Annotated in this window: 17 protein-coding genes; 9 read left to right on the forward strand and 8 right to left on the reverse strand. The window is 65.1% G+C overall.

Annotation, left to right across the window (positions count from 1 at the left end; translation table 11 throughout):
- Positions 1-98: 98 nt before the first annotated feature.
- Complete coding sequence (locus FIU28_RS08990; RefSeq protein WP_143572604.1) at positions 99-1,238, forward strand: hypothetical protein; 1,140 nt, start codon at positions 99-101, stop codon at positions 1,236-1,238.
- A gap of 229 nt (positions 1,239-1,467) precedes the next feature.
- Here the strand turns inward: FIU28_RS08990 and FIU28_RS08995 are convergent, their stop codons facing one another.
- Positions 1,468-1,677, reverse strand: coding sequence for a hypothetical protein (locus FIU28_RS08995; RefSeq protein WP_143572605.1), 210 nt, complete (start codon positions 1,675-1,677; stop codon positions 1,468-1,470).
- A 144-nt stretch (positions 1,678-1,821) separates the two neighbouring features.
- Here FIU28_RS08995 and FIU28_RS09000 point away from each other — a divergent pair, with 144 nt between their 5' ends.
- From FIU28_RS09000 to FIU28_RS09010, 3 genes are all read left to right on the forward strand, one after another.
- The gene (locus FIU28_RS09000; RefSeq protein ID WP_143572606.1) at positions 1,822-2,160 is read left to right on the forward strand and encodes a hypothetical protein; all 339 of its coding nucleotides are present in this window, start codon (positions 1,822-1,824) and stop codon (positions 2,158-2,160) included.
- Between the two features lie 252 nt (positions 2,161-2,412).
- Positions 2,413-3,348 carry an SMP-30/gluconolactonase/LRE family protein gene (locus FIU28_RS09005; protein ID WP_143572607.1) on the forward strand — a complete coding sequence of 312 codons (936 nt, stop codon included), beginning with the start codon at positions 2,413-2,415 and terminating at the stop codon, positions 3,346-3,348.
- A 103-nt stretch (positions 3,349-3,451) separates the two neighbouring features.
- Positions 3,452-4,036 carry a GNAT family N-acetyltransferase gene (locus FIU28_RS09010; protein WP_143572608.1) on the forward strand — a complete coding sequence of 195 codons (585 nt, stop codon included), beginning with the start codon at positions 3,452-3,454 and terminating at the stop codon, positions 4,034-4,036.
- A gap of 102 nt (positions 4,037-4,138) precedes the next feature.
- Here the strand turns inward: FIU28_RS09010 and FIU28_RS09015 are convergent, their stop codons facing one another.
- Genes FIU28_RS09015 through FIU28_RS09025 form a run of 3 tightly spaced genes read right to left on the reverse strand, consistent with a single transcriptional unit; the run spans position 4,139 to position 6,942 of the window.
- Positions 4,139-5,119, reverse strand: a complete 981-nt coding sequence (locus FIU28_RS09015) for a PDR/VanB family oxidoreductase (protein WP_143572609.1) — start codon at positions 5,117-5,119, stop codon at positions 4,139-4,141.
- Positions 5,120-5,132: 13 nt separating this feature from the next.
- Entirely contained in the window at positions 5,133-5,888 is a 756-nt protein-coding gene (locus tag FIU28_RS09020; protein ID WP_143572610.1) for a GntR family transcriptional regulator, read from the reverse strand.
- Between the two features lie 4 nt (positions 5,889-5,892).
- Complete coding sequence (locus FIU28_RS09025) at positions 5,893-6,942, reverse strand: aromatic ring-hydroxylating dioxygenase subunit alpha (RefSeq protein WP_143572611.1); 1,050 nt, start codon at positions 6,940-6,942, stop codon at positions 5,893-5,895.
- A 201-nt stretch (positions 6,943-7,143) separates the two neighbouring features.
- Between FIU28_RS09025 and FIU28_RS09030 the strand changes: the two genes are divergently transcribed.
- Positions 7,144-8,349, forward strand: a complete 1,206-nt coding sequence (locus tag FIU28_RS09030; RefSeq protein ID WP_143572612.1) for a DUF1963 domain-containing protein — start codon at positions 7,144-7,146, stop codon at positions 8,347-8,349.
- Positions 8,350-8,980: 631 nt separating this feature from the next.
- Here FIU28_RS09030 and FIU28_RS09035 read toward each other — a convergent pair.
- Both FIU28_RS09035 and FIU28_RS09040 read right to left on the reverse strand, forming a co-directional pair.
- On the reverse strand, positions 8,981-9,823 hold the full coding sequence (locus FIU28_RS09035; protein WP_143572613.1) for an AAA family ATPase: 843 nt from the start codon (positions 9,821-9,823) through the stop codon (positions 8,981-8,983).
- Positions 9,824-9,916: 93 nt separating this feature from the next.
- Complete coding sequence (locus tag FIU28_RS09040) at positions 9,917-10,168, reverse strand: GlsB/YeaQ/YmgE family stress response membrane protein (protein ID WP_143572614.1); 252 nt, start codon at positions 10,166-10,168, stop codon at positions 9,917-9,919.
- A gap of 216 nt (positions 10,169-10,384) precedes the next feature.
- On the opposite strand from FIU28_RS09040, the gene FIU28_RS09045 reads away from it, so the two are divergent.
- The 3 genes from FIU28_RS09045 (at position 10,385) to sseA (ending at position 12,972) form a co-directional block, all read left to right on the forward strand.
- A complete protein-coding gene (locus FIU28_RS09045) occupies positions 10,385-11,566 on the forward strand; it encodes a vWA domain-containing protein (protein ID WP_143572615.1) in 1,182 nt (393 codons plus the stop codon).
- Positions 11,563-11,976: a rhodanese-like domain-containing protein gene (locus FIU28_RS09050; RefSeq protein ID WP_143572616.1), complete on the forward strand. Its 414-nt coding sequence runs from the start codon at positions 11,563-11,565 to the stop codon at positions 11,974-11,976. The genes FIU28_RS09045 and FIU28_RS09050 overlap by 4 nt, the downstream gene beginning before the upstream one ends.
- 138 nt (positions 11,977-12,114) lie before the next feature.
- A complete protein-coding gene (sseA, locus tag FIU28_RS09055) occupies positions 12,115-12,972 on the forward strand; it encodes a 3-mercaptopyruvate sulfurtransferase (RefSeq protein WP_143572617.1) in 858 nt (285 codons plus the stop codon).
- Positions 12,973-12,976: 4 nt separating this feature from the next.
- Here the strand turns inward: sseA and FIU28_RS09060 are convergent, their stop codons facing one another.
- The gene (locus FIU28_RS09060) at positions 12,977-13,732 is read right to left on the reverse strand and encodes a hypothetical protein (RefSeq protein ID WP_143572618.1); all 756 of its coding nucleotides are present in this window, start codon (positions 13,730-13,732) and stop codon (positions 12,977-12,979) included.
- A 352-nt stretch (positions 13,733-14,084) separates the two neighbouring features.
- Here FIU28_RS09060 and FIU28_RS09065 point away from each other — a divergent pair, with 352 nt between their 5' ends.
- Positions 14,085-15,242, forward strand: coding sequence for a L,D-transpeptidase (locus FIU28_RS09065; protein WP_168202899.1), 1,158 nt, complete (start codon positions 14,085-14,087; stop codon positions 15,240-15,242).
- A gap of 67 nt (positions 15,243-15,309) precedes the next feature.
- On the opposite strand, the gene FIU28_RS09070 is transcribed toward FIU28_RS09065, so the two are convergent.
- Entirely contained in the window at positions 15,310-16,269 is a 960-nt protein-coding gene (locus FIU28_RS09070; RefSeq protein ID WP_143572620.1) for a D-2-hydroxyacid dehydrogenase family protein, read from the reverse strand.
- Between the last annotated feature and the right edge of the window lie 16 nt (positions 16,270-16,285).

Genomic DNA, 16,285 nt, shown 5'->3' on the forward strand with positions numbered 1-16,285 from the left:
GCTGGTATCAAAGCCTGCTGAAGCCCGCTGGCGCGGAATTCGCATGGTGCATTGCGATAGCAACCGGGCCGCATTGCCGGCCCGCGATGGAGGGCACCATGAATATCCATGCTGCGATCGATCCCGCACGGCCCGGACTGACCCACCCGGAGGGCGACCCGCTGCGTCTCAACCATCAGGATTTCATCGCCATCGACCGCCACAAGGATACCATTTATCAGGCGACGTACCGGCCGCAGGCGCTGTATAGCCGTGCCGATGCCGGCTTTCATGCCAACAACGAAACCTTCCTGCTGCATGAGGTGGCAACCAACCTGCCGATTTACCGCGAGGATACCGGCCCGACCGATTTCCATCTGCACCTGCCGCCGGGTGGCTTCCAGCTGGTGCTTGTCACGTCCGGCCTGTTCACCTTCGACTATGATGGCCGGATCTATTATGTCGGCCCGGGCGCGGTGATGCTGCAGAGCGCGATCGTGCATCGCCAGCTGTTCTACACCTGGTCGGGCCTGCCGACCGAGGAGAACCTGAAGACGCCGCAGAGCGTGGTGCCCGACGCGCTGTCGATGGGGTACTCCGGCAAGTTTCTCGAAGCCTTCGTCACCGATCCCACGACGTTCCCGAATCCGACGATCGTCGGCCCCGACCAGATCGACGAGGCCGAAACGCCGCGCGTGGCCTGGACCCATGGCATGCATGATCGGCCGGTGGACGCCGGCTTCTGGTTACAGGACCCGCTGGCGCTGGAGGCGCTGTTCAGGCCGCTCAAGGACGGCGCGATCAAATCGACCATGCCGGCCTATGTGCGCGACATCGGCATCGATGTGCCGAGCGGCCATCTGGTGACCGGTCATATCCTCGCCACCGACCCGCGCGGCCAATCACTGCTGCCAAAAAGCAGCGCGGCGGCCGTGGACGCTGACAGCTTCACGAAAGGCGAGGTCGTGATCTATCGCGTGATCCGCGGCACCGCGGAATTCAGCGACCGGTCGGGCAGGAATTTTGAACTTGCGGCGGGTGACGTGGTGACAGCGGGCAGGGAGTCGATCCGGCTGGTCGGCCTCGGCGAAAACACTCAGTTGCTGCGGCTCGGCCTGCTGAAAGGCCTGGAGCAGCTTCGAAGCTGGACGCCGACCCAGCGCGACGAGATCGACGGGCTGGCAGGCCGGATCATCACCCGCAGGGATACGCGTCCGCTGCGGACCGAGGGCCAGCCGGTGGGGTATCTCTACGCCTGAGTGCCTGCGCAGCCGGGACCGGTCGCGCGGCGTTAACCTTTGCTACACGAAATGCCTTGGCTTGCTGGGCCTCTTCTCACCGGATCTGGTGCGCGCCCCCGGGCATGTCCCAAGATGCATTCACAAGCACTGACGAGCGAATCGAATTCGCTGATTCGGGCCCGCTTCGTTCCCGCCGCGTACCAGAGGTTAACGCGATGGCGTCCGGTGTCGCAGTTGAGGACAGTTTTCAGCCGAAGCGGGGCAAGCGCCAGCCGACCACCGCGGCCTCGACCACGCTGCCGGATTCGGCATTGTGCCACTCGCCCGCGGCGAAGGTGCAGGGGAACGGGAGCTGATAGGTGCCGTTGTGGTCTTCGCACAGCACCTGCACCGCCTGATCGGGGGGCGGATTTCCCTCGCCGTTGAATTCCGCCAGTCGTCGTTCGCGCGTTGCCATGTCGAGATTCTCCATGACGGCAACGGAGGCGGCGTGTCGTTGTTCCGCGCCCGCGGCGTTCCGCCTCCCTGTATCACGGTTGACAGGCGGAGGTTCTGCCCGCTTGGCTTTCGGAGCATTCACGATAACAAGCGAGGCCCGACGATGCTCAACCGGATGATGGCAGCAACGATACTGACGACGTTCACGGCAGGTCCGGCGCTGGCGCAGGACGTGCCGGGAATCGAGATCTGCACCGTCGAAAAGACCATGGAGCGCCGCACTTCCTGCCTGCAGAGCAATGTGAATTTCCTGCAGACCAGTCTTGGCAAGCAGGGCCGCGAACAGCAGCAGAAGCTCGACGCCGCAACGCGCCAGATCGAGGCGCTGCGAATGACCCTGGCAGGCTTGCAGAAGACGGTCGAGGAACTGCAGGCGGCGCAAAAGAAGCCGGCGGCGGCGCCGGCCGCGAAAGACGCGCCTAAGGATGCGACGGCAAAATAAACTGATGTCATCCGGGCGAGGCGAGCGCCAACGAGCGCCGAGCCTGATCCATAACCTCCGAGCCTGTGGCTTTCAAAGGCATTGGCAACAGCACGCAACTTGACGACAGCGTGTATGGGTCCCGGCTTGCGCTCGCAGGCTCGCTTGCCGGGACGATTGCGCAGGTGCCATGCGTGGCCACGCCTTGGCAGCGCGGCGGATGTTTGCGTAAGTTCGTCGCAAGCGACAACAAAAAAAACAAAGGGAGTTTTCATGTCCAACCCCGCCATCCGCGTGCTCGCTACCGATCTGGCGTTCCCCGAAGGCCCCGTGGTGCTGCCGGACGGCTCTGTGGTGCTGGTGGAAATCCGCGCGCAGCAATTGACGCGGGTATGGCCGGACGGACGCAAGGAAGTGGTGGCCAAAATTCCCGGCGGGCCGAACGGCGCGGCGATGGGGCCGGACGGCAAGATCTATCTCTGCAACAATGGCGGCTTCGGCTGGCATCCGTCGCGCGGCACCTTGATGCCCGGCGCGCCGGAGCCGCATGAATATATCGGCGGCTCGCTGCAGCGCGTCGATCTGCATTCCGGCGCGGTCGAAACCTTGTTCGACAAATGCGGCGAGCACGGCCTGCGCGGGCCGAACGATCTGGTGTTCGACCGCGAGGGCGGGCTGTGGTTCTCTGACCTCGGAAAGCGCCGCGCCCGCGACATGGATGTCGGCGGCGCCTATTACATCAAGCCGGGCATGACCGGCATTTCCGAGCAGGTGTATGGCGTGCTGCCGGCCAATGGCATCGGCCTGTCGCCCGACGAGAAGACGATGTACATCGCGGAGACGCCGACCGCGCGGCTGTGGGCTTACGATCTTTCTGCGCCCGGCGAGGTCAAACCGGCGGAGGTGATCTACCGCGGCGAGCGCGGCCATCCGATCGCCGGCCTCGGCGGTTACCAGATGTTCGATTCGCTCGCCGTGGAAGCCTCCGGCAACATCTGCGTTGCGACGCTGGTCTCAGGCTGCATCTCGGTGATCGCGCCGGACGGAAAACTGGTCGAGCAGGTGCCGACCGGCGACCGCGTCACCACCAATATTGCGTTCGGCGGGCCGGAGCTTAAAACCGCCTACATCACGCTGTCGGGCCGTGGCGAACTGATCGCGATGGACTGGCCGCGCGGCGGCCTGCCGCTGAATTTTCTGAACAAGTAATTTTGTCATTGCGAGGAGCGAAGCGACGCGGCAATCCAGAGCCACTGGCGAAGACTGGATTGCTTCGTCGCAAGAGCTCCTCGCAATGACGATAGGGATAAATATGCCGTGGCTTGAACCTGTAACGCTGCAAGGGGCCCATGCCCGGCTCGAGCCGCTTTCGAAAGACCACACCGACGGCCTGATGGCGGCGATCGGCGATCTCTCCAGCATCTGGTACACCGCGATCCCGACCGCCGAGAAGATGCCCGCCGAGATCGAGCGGCGGCTGGCTTTGCAGGCATCGGGCGCGATGCTGCCGTTCACGGTGGTCGATGCCGACGGCCAGGTCGCCGGCATGACGACTTACATGAACGTCGATGCCGCCAACCGCCGCGTCGAGATCGGCTCGACCTGGTACGCCAAACGCGTGCAGCGGACCGCGCTCAACACCCAGTGCAAGCTGCTCCTGCTGCAGCACGCCTTCGAGAAACTCGACTGCATCGCGGTGGAATTCCGCACGCATTTTTTCAACCACCAGAGCCGCCGCGGCATCGAGCGACTCGGCGCGAAATATGACGGCATCATCCGCAACCACCAGATCGCCCCCAACGGCACGCTGCGCGACACCGTGGTGTACAGCATCATCGCGTCGGAATGGCCGACCGTGAAGGCGCATCTGACCTATCAGATGGAGCGGGAGAGGTAGGCGGTTCTGCGATTTTGGAACGGTCATGTTTTGTCACCTCTCCCCGTTGGGGAGAGGTGACAAAACATTAGTGGCGGGATTTGGCGTGAGACATATGCGAGCTCACATCGCGTCCGGCCGGTACAGCGTATCGACCGTCACCGTGCCCACCGCGCGCGACACGCACGGGCAGATTTTCGTGTTGCCCTGCTTCTGATGATCGCTGAAGAACACGTCTCGGTGGTCGATCTCGCCGTCGACCGCCAGCACGTCGATGGAGCAGACGCCGCATTCGCCGCGCTCGCAATCGCTCATCACTTCAAAACCTGCGTCGTTGAGCGCCGCCAGCATCGAGCGGTTTGCCGGCACCACGATTTCCTCGCCGGAGCCCTTCAGCCGCACGCGGAATTCCGCCGTCGGCAACAACCCGCTGGAGCCGAACGTCTCGTAGCGCAGGTCGGCCGGCGCGCGGCCGGCGTCGTTCCAGGCGCGCCGCGCCGCTTCCAGCATCCGCATCGGCCCGCACAGGATGGCGATGGCGTCCGCGGGGAGGGCGTCGAAGGTGGCGGCGAGATCGAGACGGTGGCCCTCGTCGCTGGCGTGGACGTGCAGCCGCTCGCCGAGCAGGCCGGACAATTCGTCGAGATAGGCGGCGTCCTTCCGCGACGTCATTGCGTAATGCAATTGCATGTCGATGCCGGCGCGCGGCCGCAGCACCGCGGCAATGCCGGTGATCGGCGTAATGCCGATGCCGCCGGCGATCAGGCAATAATGGTTGCGCGTCCAGTCGATGTCGAACAGCGACGACGGGCTGGAAATCTCCAGCCGCGCGCCCGGCTGCAACGCCCACATCGCCCGCGAGCCGCCGCGGCTGTCCGGCGCCAGCCGCACGGCGATGCGCAAGCTGTCGGGCTGCCGCTCGCCGACCAGCGAGTACGACCGCGTCTGCGGCTGGCCGTCGATCAGCAGGCTCACATTGATGTGGCTGCCGGGCGGGTAGGAAGCGACCGGCGCATCCGGGCGCAGCGTGATTTCGCGAATGCCGGGCGTGACGTCGCGGGTCGCAGCGACACGGCATCCGGTCCAGTGTTCGGCAAAGCGCATCGGGTCTCTCCCCTCAATCCGTAGTGGCCGACGTCACCAGCGCCAGCGCCGGCAGCAGATCGAGATGGCTACGGTTGCGCAACGCCAGCCGCAGATTGCGCACCGCGAGGCGGGCGTGCTCGCGCATGATCGCTTCGGCGCGCGCGCCCTCGCGGTTCTCGATCGCGTCGACGACGATGCGGTGGTGCTCCTGGCCGATCAGCAGGATGGTGTGCGCCTCGGGCAGCGCCGACTGCGCCATCACGAAGGCGGAGGGCGAGGCGAACGGCATCGCCGAAGCACGATCGATCTGCCGGATCACCGGGGCGCTGCCGCACAATTCGGTGAGCAGCGCGTGGAAGCGCGCGTTCAGCGTGACGTAGGCGGAAAAGGCTTCGACCGAAATTGGATCCTGCCGCACCAGCCGGTCGAGGTCGGCCAGGCATTCCTTCAGCGGCTCAAGGCTGCGGGCGGACGCGCCGCGCTCGGCGGCAAAGCGCGCGGCGAGGCCTTCCAGCGTGCCACGCAGCTCGATCGAATCCAGAATGTCGCGTTCGGAAAATGCTTTCACCATGAAGCCGCCGGAGGGGATCGCCTGCAGCAGGCCCTCGTCCTCCAGCCGCACCAGCGCCAGCCGCACCGGCGTGCGCGACACGCCGGTGATCTCAACCGCCTGCAACTCGCTGATGCGCTCAGTGGCGCGCAGCCGGCCGGACAGGATCATGTCGCGCAGCGCCAGCTGCGCGCGCACGGTCTGCGACACCGAGCGGTCGGATTCGCGCTCGCTCATGGCGTCACTCCGCCGCCTGCAGCTTTTGCGGCGTCGTCTCTTTAGCCACCATGCGTTCGATCACCTTTCGCGTCCACATCGCGCCGGCGTCGATATTGAGGTTGTAGAACACGCGGTCGGGATTTTCGTCCATCGCGCGTTGCTGCGCTTCCAGGATGATCTCGTCCTCGCGGAAGATCGCCGAGACGCCTTCGCGGATCTCGGTGGTGATCTTCTGCTCGGTGATGCGGTGATTGCGCACGAACGCCCAGAAGTAGTGGCAGGTGGTCGCGGTCTCCGGCGTCATGGTGTTGAGCACGAAGCCGTTGACGCCCTGCGAGCGGTCGCCCTCCGGCGCGCCGGTGCCGGCTGGCGCCACGCCGACGTCGATGCACACAGTGCCCGGCGCCTGGAAATGAATGATCTGCCAGCGATCGACCGGGCCGGACTTGCCGAGCTGGGCTGCCCAGAACGGCGGCGCCTCGATGCCTTTCATCCAGCGCGTCACGGTGACGGTCCGGTCGCCATGGGTGACATCGAACGGCGCCTCCGCGACGTCGTCCTGGCCGATGCTGGAGCCGTGCACGAAGGTCTCGTGGGTCAGGTCCATCAGATTGTCGACGACGAGGCGCCAGTCGCATCTGGCGTGGATGGTCTTGCCGTCGCCGGCCCATTCGGGATCGTCGTTCCAGCGCATGTCCGGCACCAGAGCGGGGTCGGCCAGCGCCGGGTCGCCCATCCACAGCCAGACGAAGCGGTGCTTTTCCACCACCGGATAGGCGCGCACGCAGGCCGAGGGATTGATGGTCTCCTGCGACGGCATGAAGGTGCAGCGGCCCTGCGCATTGTATTTCAGGCCGTGATAGCCGCAGACGACGGTGTCGCCGTCGAGCCGGCCCTTGGAAAGCGGGACGAGGCGATGCCAGCAGGCATCCTCCAGCGCCGCGACGGCGCCGTCCGCGCGGCGATACATCACCACATGCTTGTTGCAGATCGTGCGCGGAAACAGCGCGTGCTTGATGTCGACGTCCCAAGCGGCGGCGTACCAGGCGTTCATCGGGAAGGGAGCGGTCATCGCGGCGTCCTCCTACAAGGAATCCAGATTGTATACCGAATTCCTGATTCCAAGTATTCTATCGATTAAATATCCGCATGCATAGACATTTCAGTATACATAAAATCCATGAGCTTACGTCGCGCATTTTATTATCAATTTTAGGTTGCAGTTTGTTCCTGACTTGTTCCAAAATCCGGTTGCCGGAGTTAGGGGGCTCTCATGAGTGGATTGGAAACACGATCGGACTCTGAACTGGTGCAGGCGTGGATAGACAACGTGCGTGAGCACGATGCCATCGAGCACGTCGGGGCGGGGAACCGCCATTTTGGCGAGCGGATGAAGATCGTCGACGAGTTGATGGCGCGCAGCGACGGCCGGCTGAACCTGATGCTGCCGCTCCTTGAGCATTCCGATCTCGACGTGCGATATACTGCGGCGTTTTTATTCCGGGAGGCCGATCCGACCGTGTTCCGCAAGACGTTGGCGGGACTGAGCACGATGGGTGGCAAAGTGGCCGCCGATGCCGCCCGGATGCTGGCAGCCCCACCGCTGGCCAAGTCCGTCCCGCAGCCGCCCATTCCTGAAGACCATCCGCTGTTCTGGGCTGCCCGAAATCCGCCTGCGCCTAGCATGCCCCGCGATGAGGTGGAGCGGCGGCTATCCTCTCTGTTTCCGGCGGAGCACAAGAAGTTACTGTCGTTGTTGACGCCTGCCATAGGGCTGTGGCCGCAGCCTGCGGAGGCCAGCGCACCGATTGCGGGGTCCCGACTTGGCGGAATGCCCTACGCGCCGCCGGGCTGGACATGGCCGGTCGAAGAAGGTGAGCCGATGCTGTTCATCGGCCAGATCAATTGCGCCGATGTCCGTCACCTGCCAGGCGCAGATGTGTTGCCGTCGGACGGCGTGCTCGCGTTTTTCGGCGATCATGACGCCGTCCAAGGCTGCACGTTCGCGATGGGCGGCGCGGTGTTTCACTGGCCCGAAACGTCCGAATGGACGCCGGCCGTCCCGCCCTTGGAAATCCTGACGGTGTTTCCGCGCGCCGAACTGCTGTTTCGCCCCACGCTGGAGATGCCGGATCCAAAGAGCGAGGCGCTCGCTTCCGTGTTGAAGGACAATGGTCAACGGGAAGTCTACCGCGAATTTCATGCCGCATTGCAGTCGTATGGCATGCCCGACGGATATGAATACACAGTCGATTTCGGAAGCATGCTCGGGTGGCCGCGTCTGGTGCAGCACGCCGAACTCGAGTTGTTCGATGTCGATCCCGAGGACGCCCGCGTGCTGCTGCAGATCGGCTCCTACACCAACGGCCGTGAGTTCGGCGATTGGGGGCCGGGTGGATCGATATATTTTGTCACCTCGAACAGCGCGCTGGCAGAGAGAGACTGGGAAAGCTGCGAACTTACCGGACAATTCACGTAAGTCTCCGCCTGCGCGACTGCGGGACGCGCGAGGGGCAGTTGACGTACGCAGCGATCCGGCAATGCCCCGACCTCGAAAACATTCCGCGGCAGTCGGGCGCCTCCCCCGATGTCGCCAAGTATATTGACTATCGTCCTATGTAGGCTTATGATCCTCTTGTCCCGCTCATGAGGGGCGCTTCTCGAGGGCGCTCTGGGAGTGGAGCGGGATGCGGCGTCCCGCATGCGTGCCTCGCAAGCACGCCCGGGAGGCCTCGGGTCACCGTCCGGCCCTACTACGGGGGTCTGCCGCACTTTGTCGGCTGGACGCGGGACAGGCAAACGGCGGAAACGCCGGCGGGTATCGTCGCCCGTGCCACGTCCCCGGAAGCACGGTCCCGGGGTCTTAAATCCCGCGGTGGCGCGCCTACAGGCGCCGCGGTTCATCGCGAGATGGATCGCGTCCCATACCACCTCCGCGCCTGTCGGCGCGCCGCCACCCCTCGTGGTTTCGAGGGGAGAATGTCCTTGATAGCTCGGGGCTTTTGCCCGCGAGAAGGCGAAGCCGTGACTGCAGGAAGATCGAGATCGTCCCGCAGGGCCGTCCGGAATACGGCGCGCGGCCGTATCCGGACATGCGAAACGGCCTCGCCTCAGACTTCCCGGCGGTTCAGGAACGCCAGCCGCTCGAACAGGTGCACGTCCTGCTCGTTCTTCAGCAGCGCGCCGTGCAGCGGCGGGATCAGTTTGCGCGGGTCGCGCTCGCGAAGCTGTTCTGCGCTCATGTCCTCGTTCAGCAGCAGCTTCAGCCAGTCCAGCAATTCGGAGGTCGAGGGCTTCTTCTTCAGGCCGGGCACGGCGCGCACCTCGAAGAAGATCCGCATGGCTTCCGCCACCAGCCGCTGCTTGATGCCGGGGAAATGCACCTCGACGATCTGCTGCATCGTCTCCATTTCCGGAAACTTGATATAGTGGAAGAAACAGCGGCGCAGGAACGCGTCGGGCAGTTCCTTCTCGTTGTTGGAGGTGATCATCACGATCGGGCGCTTGGCGGCCTTGATGGTCTCGCCGGTCTCGTAGACATGGAATTCCATGCGGTCGAGTTCGAGCAGCAGATCGTTGGGGAATTCGATGTCGGCCTTGTCGATCTCGTCGATCAGCAGCACCGGGCGCTCGGCATGGGTGAAGGCTTCCCACAATTTGCCGCGCTTGATGTAGTTGGCGATGTCTGAGACGCGGGCGTCGCCGAGCTGGCTATCGCGCAGCCGCGACACCGCGTCATACTCATACAGGCCCTGCTGCGCCTTGGTGGTCGACTTGATGTGCCAGGTCAAAAGCGGTGCGCCGAGCGCCTTGGCGACTTCCTCGGCCAGCACGGTCTTGCCGGTGCCAGGCTCGCCCTTCACCAAAAGCGGCCGCTCCAGCACGATCGCGGCATTGACCGCGACCTTGAGGTCATCGGTGGCGACATAATTCGTGGTGCCGGTAAACTTCATCGAGGCTCTGCCTTCTTATTATGGGGCGCGATAGGGGGCATCCGGACATGCAACGACCGCCGGACGGCGGTCGCAGGATGGGTGCGAAAGACGTCAGCGCCGGATCAGTGACAGGATCACGAGCACGACCACGGCGCCGATCGCCGAATTGATGATGGCCCGAACAATGCCGGTGCCGAGATTGACGCCGAGCTGCGGCAGCAGCCAGCCGGCGACCACCGCGCCGATGATGCCGATGACGATGTTGCCGATCAGGCCGAAGCCGCCGCCGGTGACGATCAGCCCCGCGAGCCAGCCGGCGACGGCGCCCACCAGCAGCCAGACCAGGATGGATTCTATACCCATGTCTTGTTACCCCTTGAAGAAGGTGGCCGGCACCCAATGGGCAGCCGACAGCCAGCAGAGCGAATGTCTGCTGCGCGCCAACTTAAATGAAAAACCGCCGAGGTCCAGACCGGGCGTTGCAAGCGATTTCCCGCGACGCGGCATCAGCCATGCGGTTCAGGCAGCAATTCCGGCGCGGCCCTTGACGGGCCGCGTTGCGCGGGCAAACTGCGCGCCATGTTCTTGAACTTCTTCACATCGCTGCGCGATGCCCAGGTCCCCGTGACGCTGCGCGAATACCTCACCTTGATGGAGGCGCTCGACGCCGACCTTGCGGGTCAGTCGATCGAGAATTTCTATTATCTGTCGCGCGCCGCCTTGGTGAAGGACGAGCGCAACCTTGACAAGTTCGACCGCGTGTTCGGCACCGTGTTCAAGGGGCTGGAAAGTCTGCTCGACGGCATCGACAAGGCCGAGATCCCCGCCGAGTGGCTGAAGAAGCTGGCCGAGAAATATCTTTCCGAGGAAGAGAAGAAGCAGATCGAGGCGATGGGCTGGGACAAGCTCATGGAGACGCTGCGCGAACGCCTGAAGGAGCAGAAGGAGCGCCACCAGGGCGGCAGCAAGTGGATCGGCACCGCCGGCACCTCGCCATTCGGCGCCGAGGGTTACAATCCCGAAGGCGTCCGGATCGGCCAGGACAAGAGCCGGCACCGCCGCGCGGTCAAGGTCTGGGACAAGCGCGAGTTCAAGGACCTCGACGGCAATGTCGAGCTCGGCATCCGCAACATCAAGGTGGCGCTGCGGCGCCTGCGCAAATTCGCCCGCACCGGCGCGCCCGACGAGCTCGATCTCGACACCACGATCAAGGAAACCGCCAATCACGGCTATCTCGACGTCCACATGCGGCCGGAGCGGCGCAACGCCGTCAAGGTGCTGGTGTTCTTCGACATCGGCGGCTCGATGGACTCGCATGTCGAGCAGGTCGAGGAATTGTTCTCGGCGGCGAAGAGCGAGTTCAAGCACATGGAATATTTCTACTTCCACAACTGCCTCTATGAGGGCGTGTGGAAGCAGAACAAGCGCCGCTTCACCGACCGCACGCCGACCTGGGACGTGCTGCACAAATATCCGCATGACTACAAGGTGGTGTTCGTCGGCGACGCCTCGATGTCGCCTTACGAAGTGATGGTGCCGGGCGGTTCGGTCGAGCACGTCAATGAAGAGGCCGGCTCGGTCTGGCTCGAGCGCGTGACGCAGACCTATCCCAATGCGGTGTGGCTCAACCCGGTGGCCAAGAAGCACTGGGACTATTCGGAATCCACCACGCTGATCCGCCGGCTGTTCTCAGAGCGGATGTATCCCTTGACCATCGAGGGCCTCGAAGGCGCGATGAAGGAACTGGTTCGGAAATCATGACGCAAGCCATTGTCCGCGGCATCAAGGCGATGATCGACGAGGCCAATGCGGTGGTCGAGGTGCTGAGCGCGGAGGATGCCATCAAGGCCGTGCAGCAGCCCGATGTGATCCTGATCGACATCCGCGATCCCCGCGAGATCGAGCGCGACGGCCGTATTCCCGGTGCGTTCTCCTGCACCCGCGGCATGCTGGAATTCTGGATCGATCCGGAAAGCCCCTATGCCAAGCCGGTGTTTCAGGAGAGCAAGAAGTTCATTTTCCATTGCGCCGGCGGATTGCGCTCTGCGCTGGCGGCAAAGACCGCGCACGACATGGGCCTCGCGCCCGTGGCGCACATGGCCGGCGGTTTTGCCGCCTGGCGCGATGCCGGCGGTCCGGTCGAAAAGGTCGAGCCGCGGAAGGCGAAGTAACGCCCCGTTGTCATTCCGGGGCGCGAGCGCGCCAGCGCGAGCGAACCCGGAATCTCGGCATGGCAAAGCATTTCAGGATTCCGGGTTCACGGTCGGCTGGCGCCGCCCGTGCCCCGGAATGACAGCCAAGGGCATCTCATGACAACCACCACCGATCCGCTGGTTTCCACCGACTGGCTCGCCGCGCATCTCGACGATCCCACGGTCCGGATCCTCGACGCCTCGTTCAAGCTGCCCGGCGTCACGCCGCTGCCGCGCGAGGATTTCCTCGGCGCGCATATCCCGGGTTCTGCGTTCTTCGACGTCGATGTGATCAGCGACCACGGCCTGTCGCTGCCGCATATGTTTCCCAGCGAGGGCCACTTTGCCGACGGCGTCGGCGCGCTAGGCGTCTCCAATGCCCATACCGTGGTGATCTACGATGCCGGCGGCTGGGTAGCCGGCCCGCGGGCGTGGTGGATGTTTCTCGCCTTCGGCCATGCCGATGTGCGGGTGCTGGACGGCGGGCTGCAGAAATGGCGTGCCGAAGGCCGCGCGATCGAAAGCGGCGAGGTCGATCCGGTGCCGGCGCGCTACACTGCCTCGTTCGACCAAGGTTTCGTGCGCAGCCGGCAGCAGGTGGTCGCCAATCTCGACAGCCGCGCCGCGCAGCTCGTCGATGCCCGGCCGCAGCCGCGCTTCGAGGGCAGCGTGCCGGAGCCGCGTGCGGGCCTGCGGTCCGGCCACATTCCAGGCAGCCGCAACGTGCCCTATGCGAAATTGTTCGATGCCGCGACCGGCACGATGAAGCCGCTGGGCGAGCTACGCGCCGCCTTCAAGGATGCCGGCGTCGATCTCGACAGGCCGATCGTCACCACCTGCGGCTCCGGCGTATCCGCGCTGGTGCTGACGCTGGCGCTGTACCGGCTCGGCGTGCGCGGCACCGCGCTTTATGACGGCTCGTGGGCCGATTGGGGGCAGGCTGACGGTCCGCCGGTGGCGAGCGGGCCTGCGTAACCGCTTAGCGTTGCGGTTGCTGCCAGCCGAACGTTTCGGCCGGGGCGGGCGCCGGCGCTTCGGCGCGGGCATCGAGTCGGCGGCGCTTGGCCGGCTTTTCCCGGATGGCGGCCTTCTTCGGTTTCGTCGTCCGCTTGGCCGGCTCGGCGACCGGTTTGGCTTTCGGCAGCGGCACCGGCTCGATATCGACGGCCGGTCCGCCCAGCGTGGCGATGTTCATCACTGCGATCTCGGTGTCAGCCGCGGTCAGCGTCGAGACCGGCTGGTCCGTGGCCGTGGGCGGCGCGATGGCGGCGACCATGGTTGGCTCGTCGGCGCGGGGGGCGGCCGGAGCCGCGACGGCAGGGACCGCTGCCGGCAAGGTTTCTACCGGGGCGACCTGCTCCAATGCGGGCGCATTCGGCGCGGGATCGGCGGCACGGGCGCGGGCGTCGGCGGGTTGCGCGTCAGGGATGAGCGAGGCCTGTCGGGCCGGTTCAGGCTCCGGGGCGGGGATGTCGTGCGGTACGGCCGCAGCAGGCGCATCGGCGGCGGTGGCTGTCGAGGCCTCCGGCGTCTCGACCCGTAACATGGACAGCGTTGCCGCAGCGTCCGGCGGCGGCTGGGAGGCGAACACGGTCTGCGGCGCCGCGCGCCGAACCGGCAGGCTGGCGACATTCTCACGCGCCGAGCGCAATAGCGCCGTGGCGCCGAAGCCGAACACCAGCAGGGAGAGGCATAGCACGACGGCTGCGACCAATAAACGGAAACCGGGAAGCATGAATGAGTGTTCCGCCTTCGCCGGCTAATGCCTGAAGGCCCTCGAGCCATCGGGGACGCGGTGTGATACTGGGATCGGCCGTTCCGCAGCGGTAGAGCCGGTCTGCGCGTCGCGAATCAACGATAACTAGAATACCGCACGGCCTCGAAACCGTTTGTTAAAAATTCACCGTCACAACAAATTGCAAGGGACCGCGCCGGTATGCGGCGCGACGGCCACGCTGCGGGCCTCATCGCGCAAATATGACCGCATTGCGCGGGTTTTTTGCCGGATTTGTCTTGAATGCGCCGTGATCGCCTGCGATCTCTTGGTGAGCGATCCGGTGTCGGCTTGGGTTAATACAAGGGCCATGATGATCAAGCATGTTTTGACGATTTTTGCGACGGTGGCGGTGAGCGCCTCGGGCGCATCCTTGGCTGCGGCGCAGACCTATTCGACGCCATCCAGCGGCTATTCGATTCCGCCGGACCCGGCCTATCCGCCCGGCGGCTATCCCGCTGACTCGCGCGGCCGCGCCATGGACGCGATGCCGGATTTCGACGCGCTGGACGAGGATGACGCCGCGCCGCGCGGCCGCTCCGTCGAGCGGCTGCCGACCCCCGGTCCGGTGATGTCGCCGGACGATCCGCGCTATGGCCGTGCCCCCGGCGCTCCCGTCTATTCTGATCGCGCCCCGGTGCCGCAGGGCCCGGTGATGTCGCCCGACGATCCGCGCTATGGCCGCCCGATGGGCCCTCCGCCCGTGATCTATTCCGACCGCAACCCCAACGATGGCCGCGGCATGCGTCCGCCGGAAGCCGTCGGCGCGCAGCAGGGTGGCTATGCCACCGGTTCAGTCCCGCCGCAGGGCGGCGAACCGCGTCCGGTTTCGCTGTCGGCGCTGCCGGTCGAGGAGCAGCCGGAGAGCGGCGACTTCCAGCTGCCGCCGAATTTGCGTCGCCAGGAAGTGGCGTTCGCCACCAAGGAGCCGGCCGGCACCATCGTGGTCGATACGCCGAACACCTATCTCTATTACGTGCTCGGCAATGGCCGTGCGATGCGCTACGGCGTGCGCGTCGGCCGCGACGGCTTCACCTGGACCGGCGTGCAGAAGATCTCCCGCAAGGCGGAATGGCCGGATTGGCATCCGCCGACCGAGATGATCGAGCGCCAGCCCTATCTGCCGCGCTTCATGGCCGGCGGCCCCGGCAATCCGATGGGCGCCCGCGCGATGTATCTCGGCTCGACCGTGTTCCGTATCCACGGCACCAACCAGCCCTCGACGATCGGCAAGTTCGTGTCGTCGGGCTGTATCGGCATGGTCAATGACGATGTCGCGGACCTGTTCGAGCGTGCCAAGGTCGGCACCCGCGTCGTCGTGCTGCCCGGTGGCAAGCCGCCGATCCCGACCACCACGGCCTCGGCCGCGCCGATCCCGGGTCCCAACGCCGGCAACCTGCCGCCGGCCCCGATCCCCGGCAGCCAGCCCAGCTCGGTGCAGCCGCTGCCCGCGCCGGTGACGATCCGCTAAAAGTTTATCTACGCAACGAAAATGGCCGCCACGTTTTGACGTGGCGGCCATTTTTATTGGCTGGCGGTTAGCCGAGCTTCCGCAGCGGCTCGCCCCGCAGCCAGGCTTCGATGCCTTCGATCATTTCGCAATAGATGCGGCGATAGTTCTCCGCGGTGACATAGCCGAGATGCGGCGTGATCACGACGTTGTCGAGTTGGCGCAACGGGCTGTCGATCGGCAGCGGCTCCTGCGAATAGGTGTCGAGCCCTGCGCCGGCGATTTTGCCGGCCTGTAACACCTCGAGCAGCGCCGCTTCGTCGACGATCGGACCACGCGCGGTGTTGATAAGGTAGGCCGTGGGCTTCATGCGCGCGAGGTCGGAGCGTCCGACCAGCCCGCGCGAGCGGTCGCTCAGTACCAGATGTATGGTGATGATGTCGGCGGTGGCGAACAGCTCTTCCTTGGTGGCGTAGGTCACGCCTTCCTTCTCGCAGGCTTCCGGCGTGAGATTGCTGCTCCAGGCGATGGTCTTCATGCCGAGCGCCCGGCCGATGGCCGCGACCTGGCTGCCGAGCTTGCCGAGGCCGACGATGCCCAGCGTCTTGCCGCCGACGTCCTCGCCGAGCGTGACCTGCCAGGGCTCGCCGGCCTTCATGCGGGCATTCTCGAAGCCGATTTTCCGCGTCAGTTCCAGCATCAGCCCGATGGTCAGGCCAGCAGTGGGATTGCCGACCATCGCCGTGCCGCAGACCACGACGCCGCGCGCCTTGGCCGCTTCGAGGTCGATGGCGGCATTGCGCATGCCCGACGTGATCAGCAGTTTCAGTTTCGGCAGCGCCTCGAATACCGTGCGTGGAAACGGCGTCCGCTCGCGCATCGCGCAGACGATCTCGAAGTCCTGCAATGCGGCGATGGCGGCATCGGGCGAGGCGAACGGCGCGTCGAACACGGTGGTTTCGACACGGTCGGCGAGCGGGCCCCAGTCGGCCAGCTTGAGCGCCATGTTCTGGTAGTCGTCGAGAATTGCACAGCGCAGCCGCGTCATGGGTCCATCCGGTGGG

It is taken from the genome of Tardiphaga sp. vice154 (assembly GCF_007018645.1).
In the GTDB taxonomy this organism is placed as follows: domain Bacteria; phylum Pseudomonadota; class Alphaproteobacteria; order Rhizobiales; family Xanthobacteraceae; genus Tardiphaga.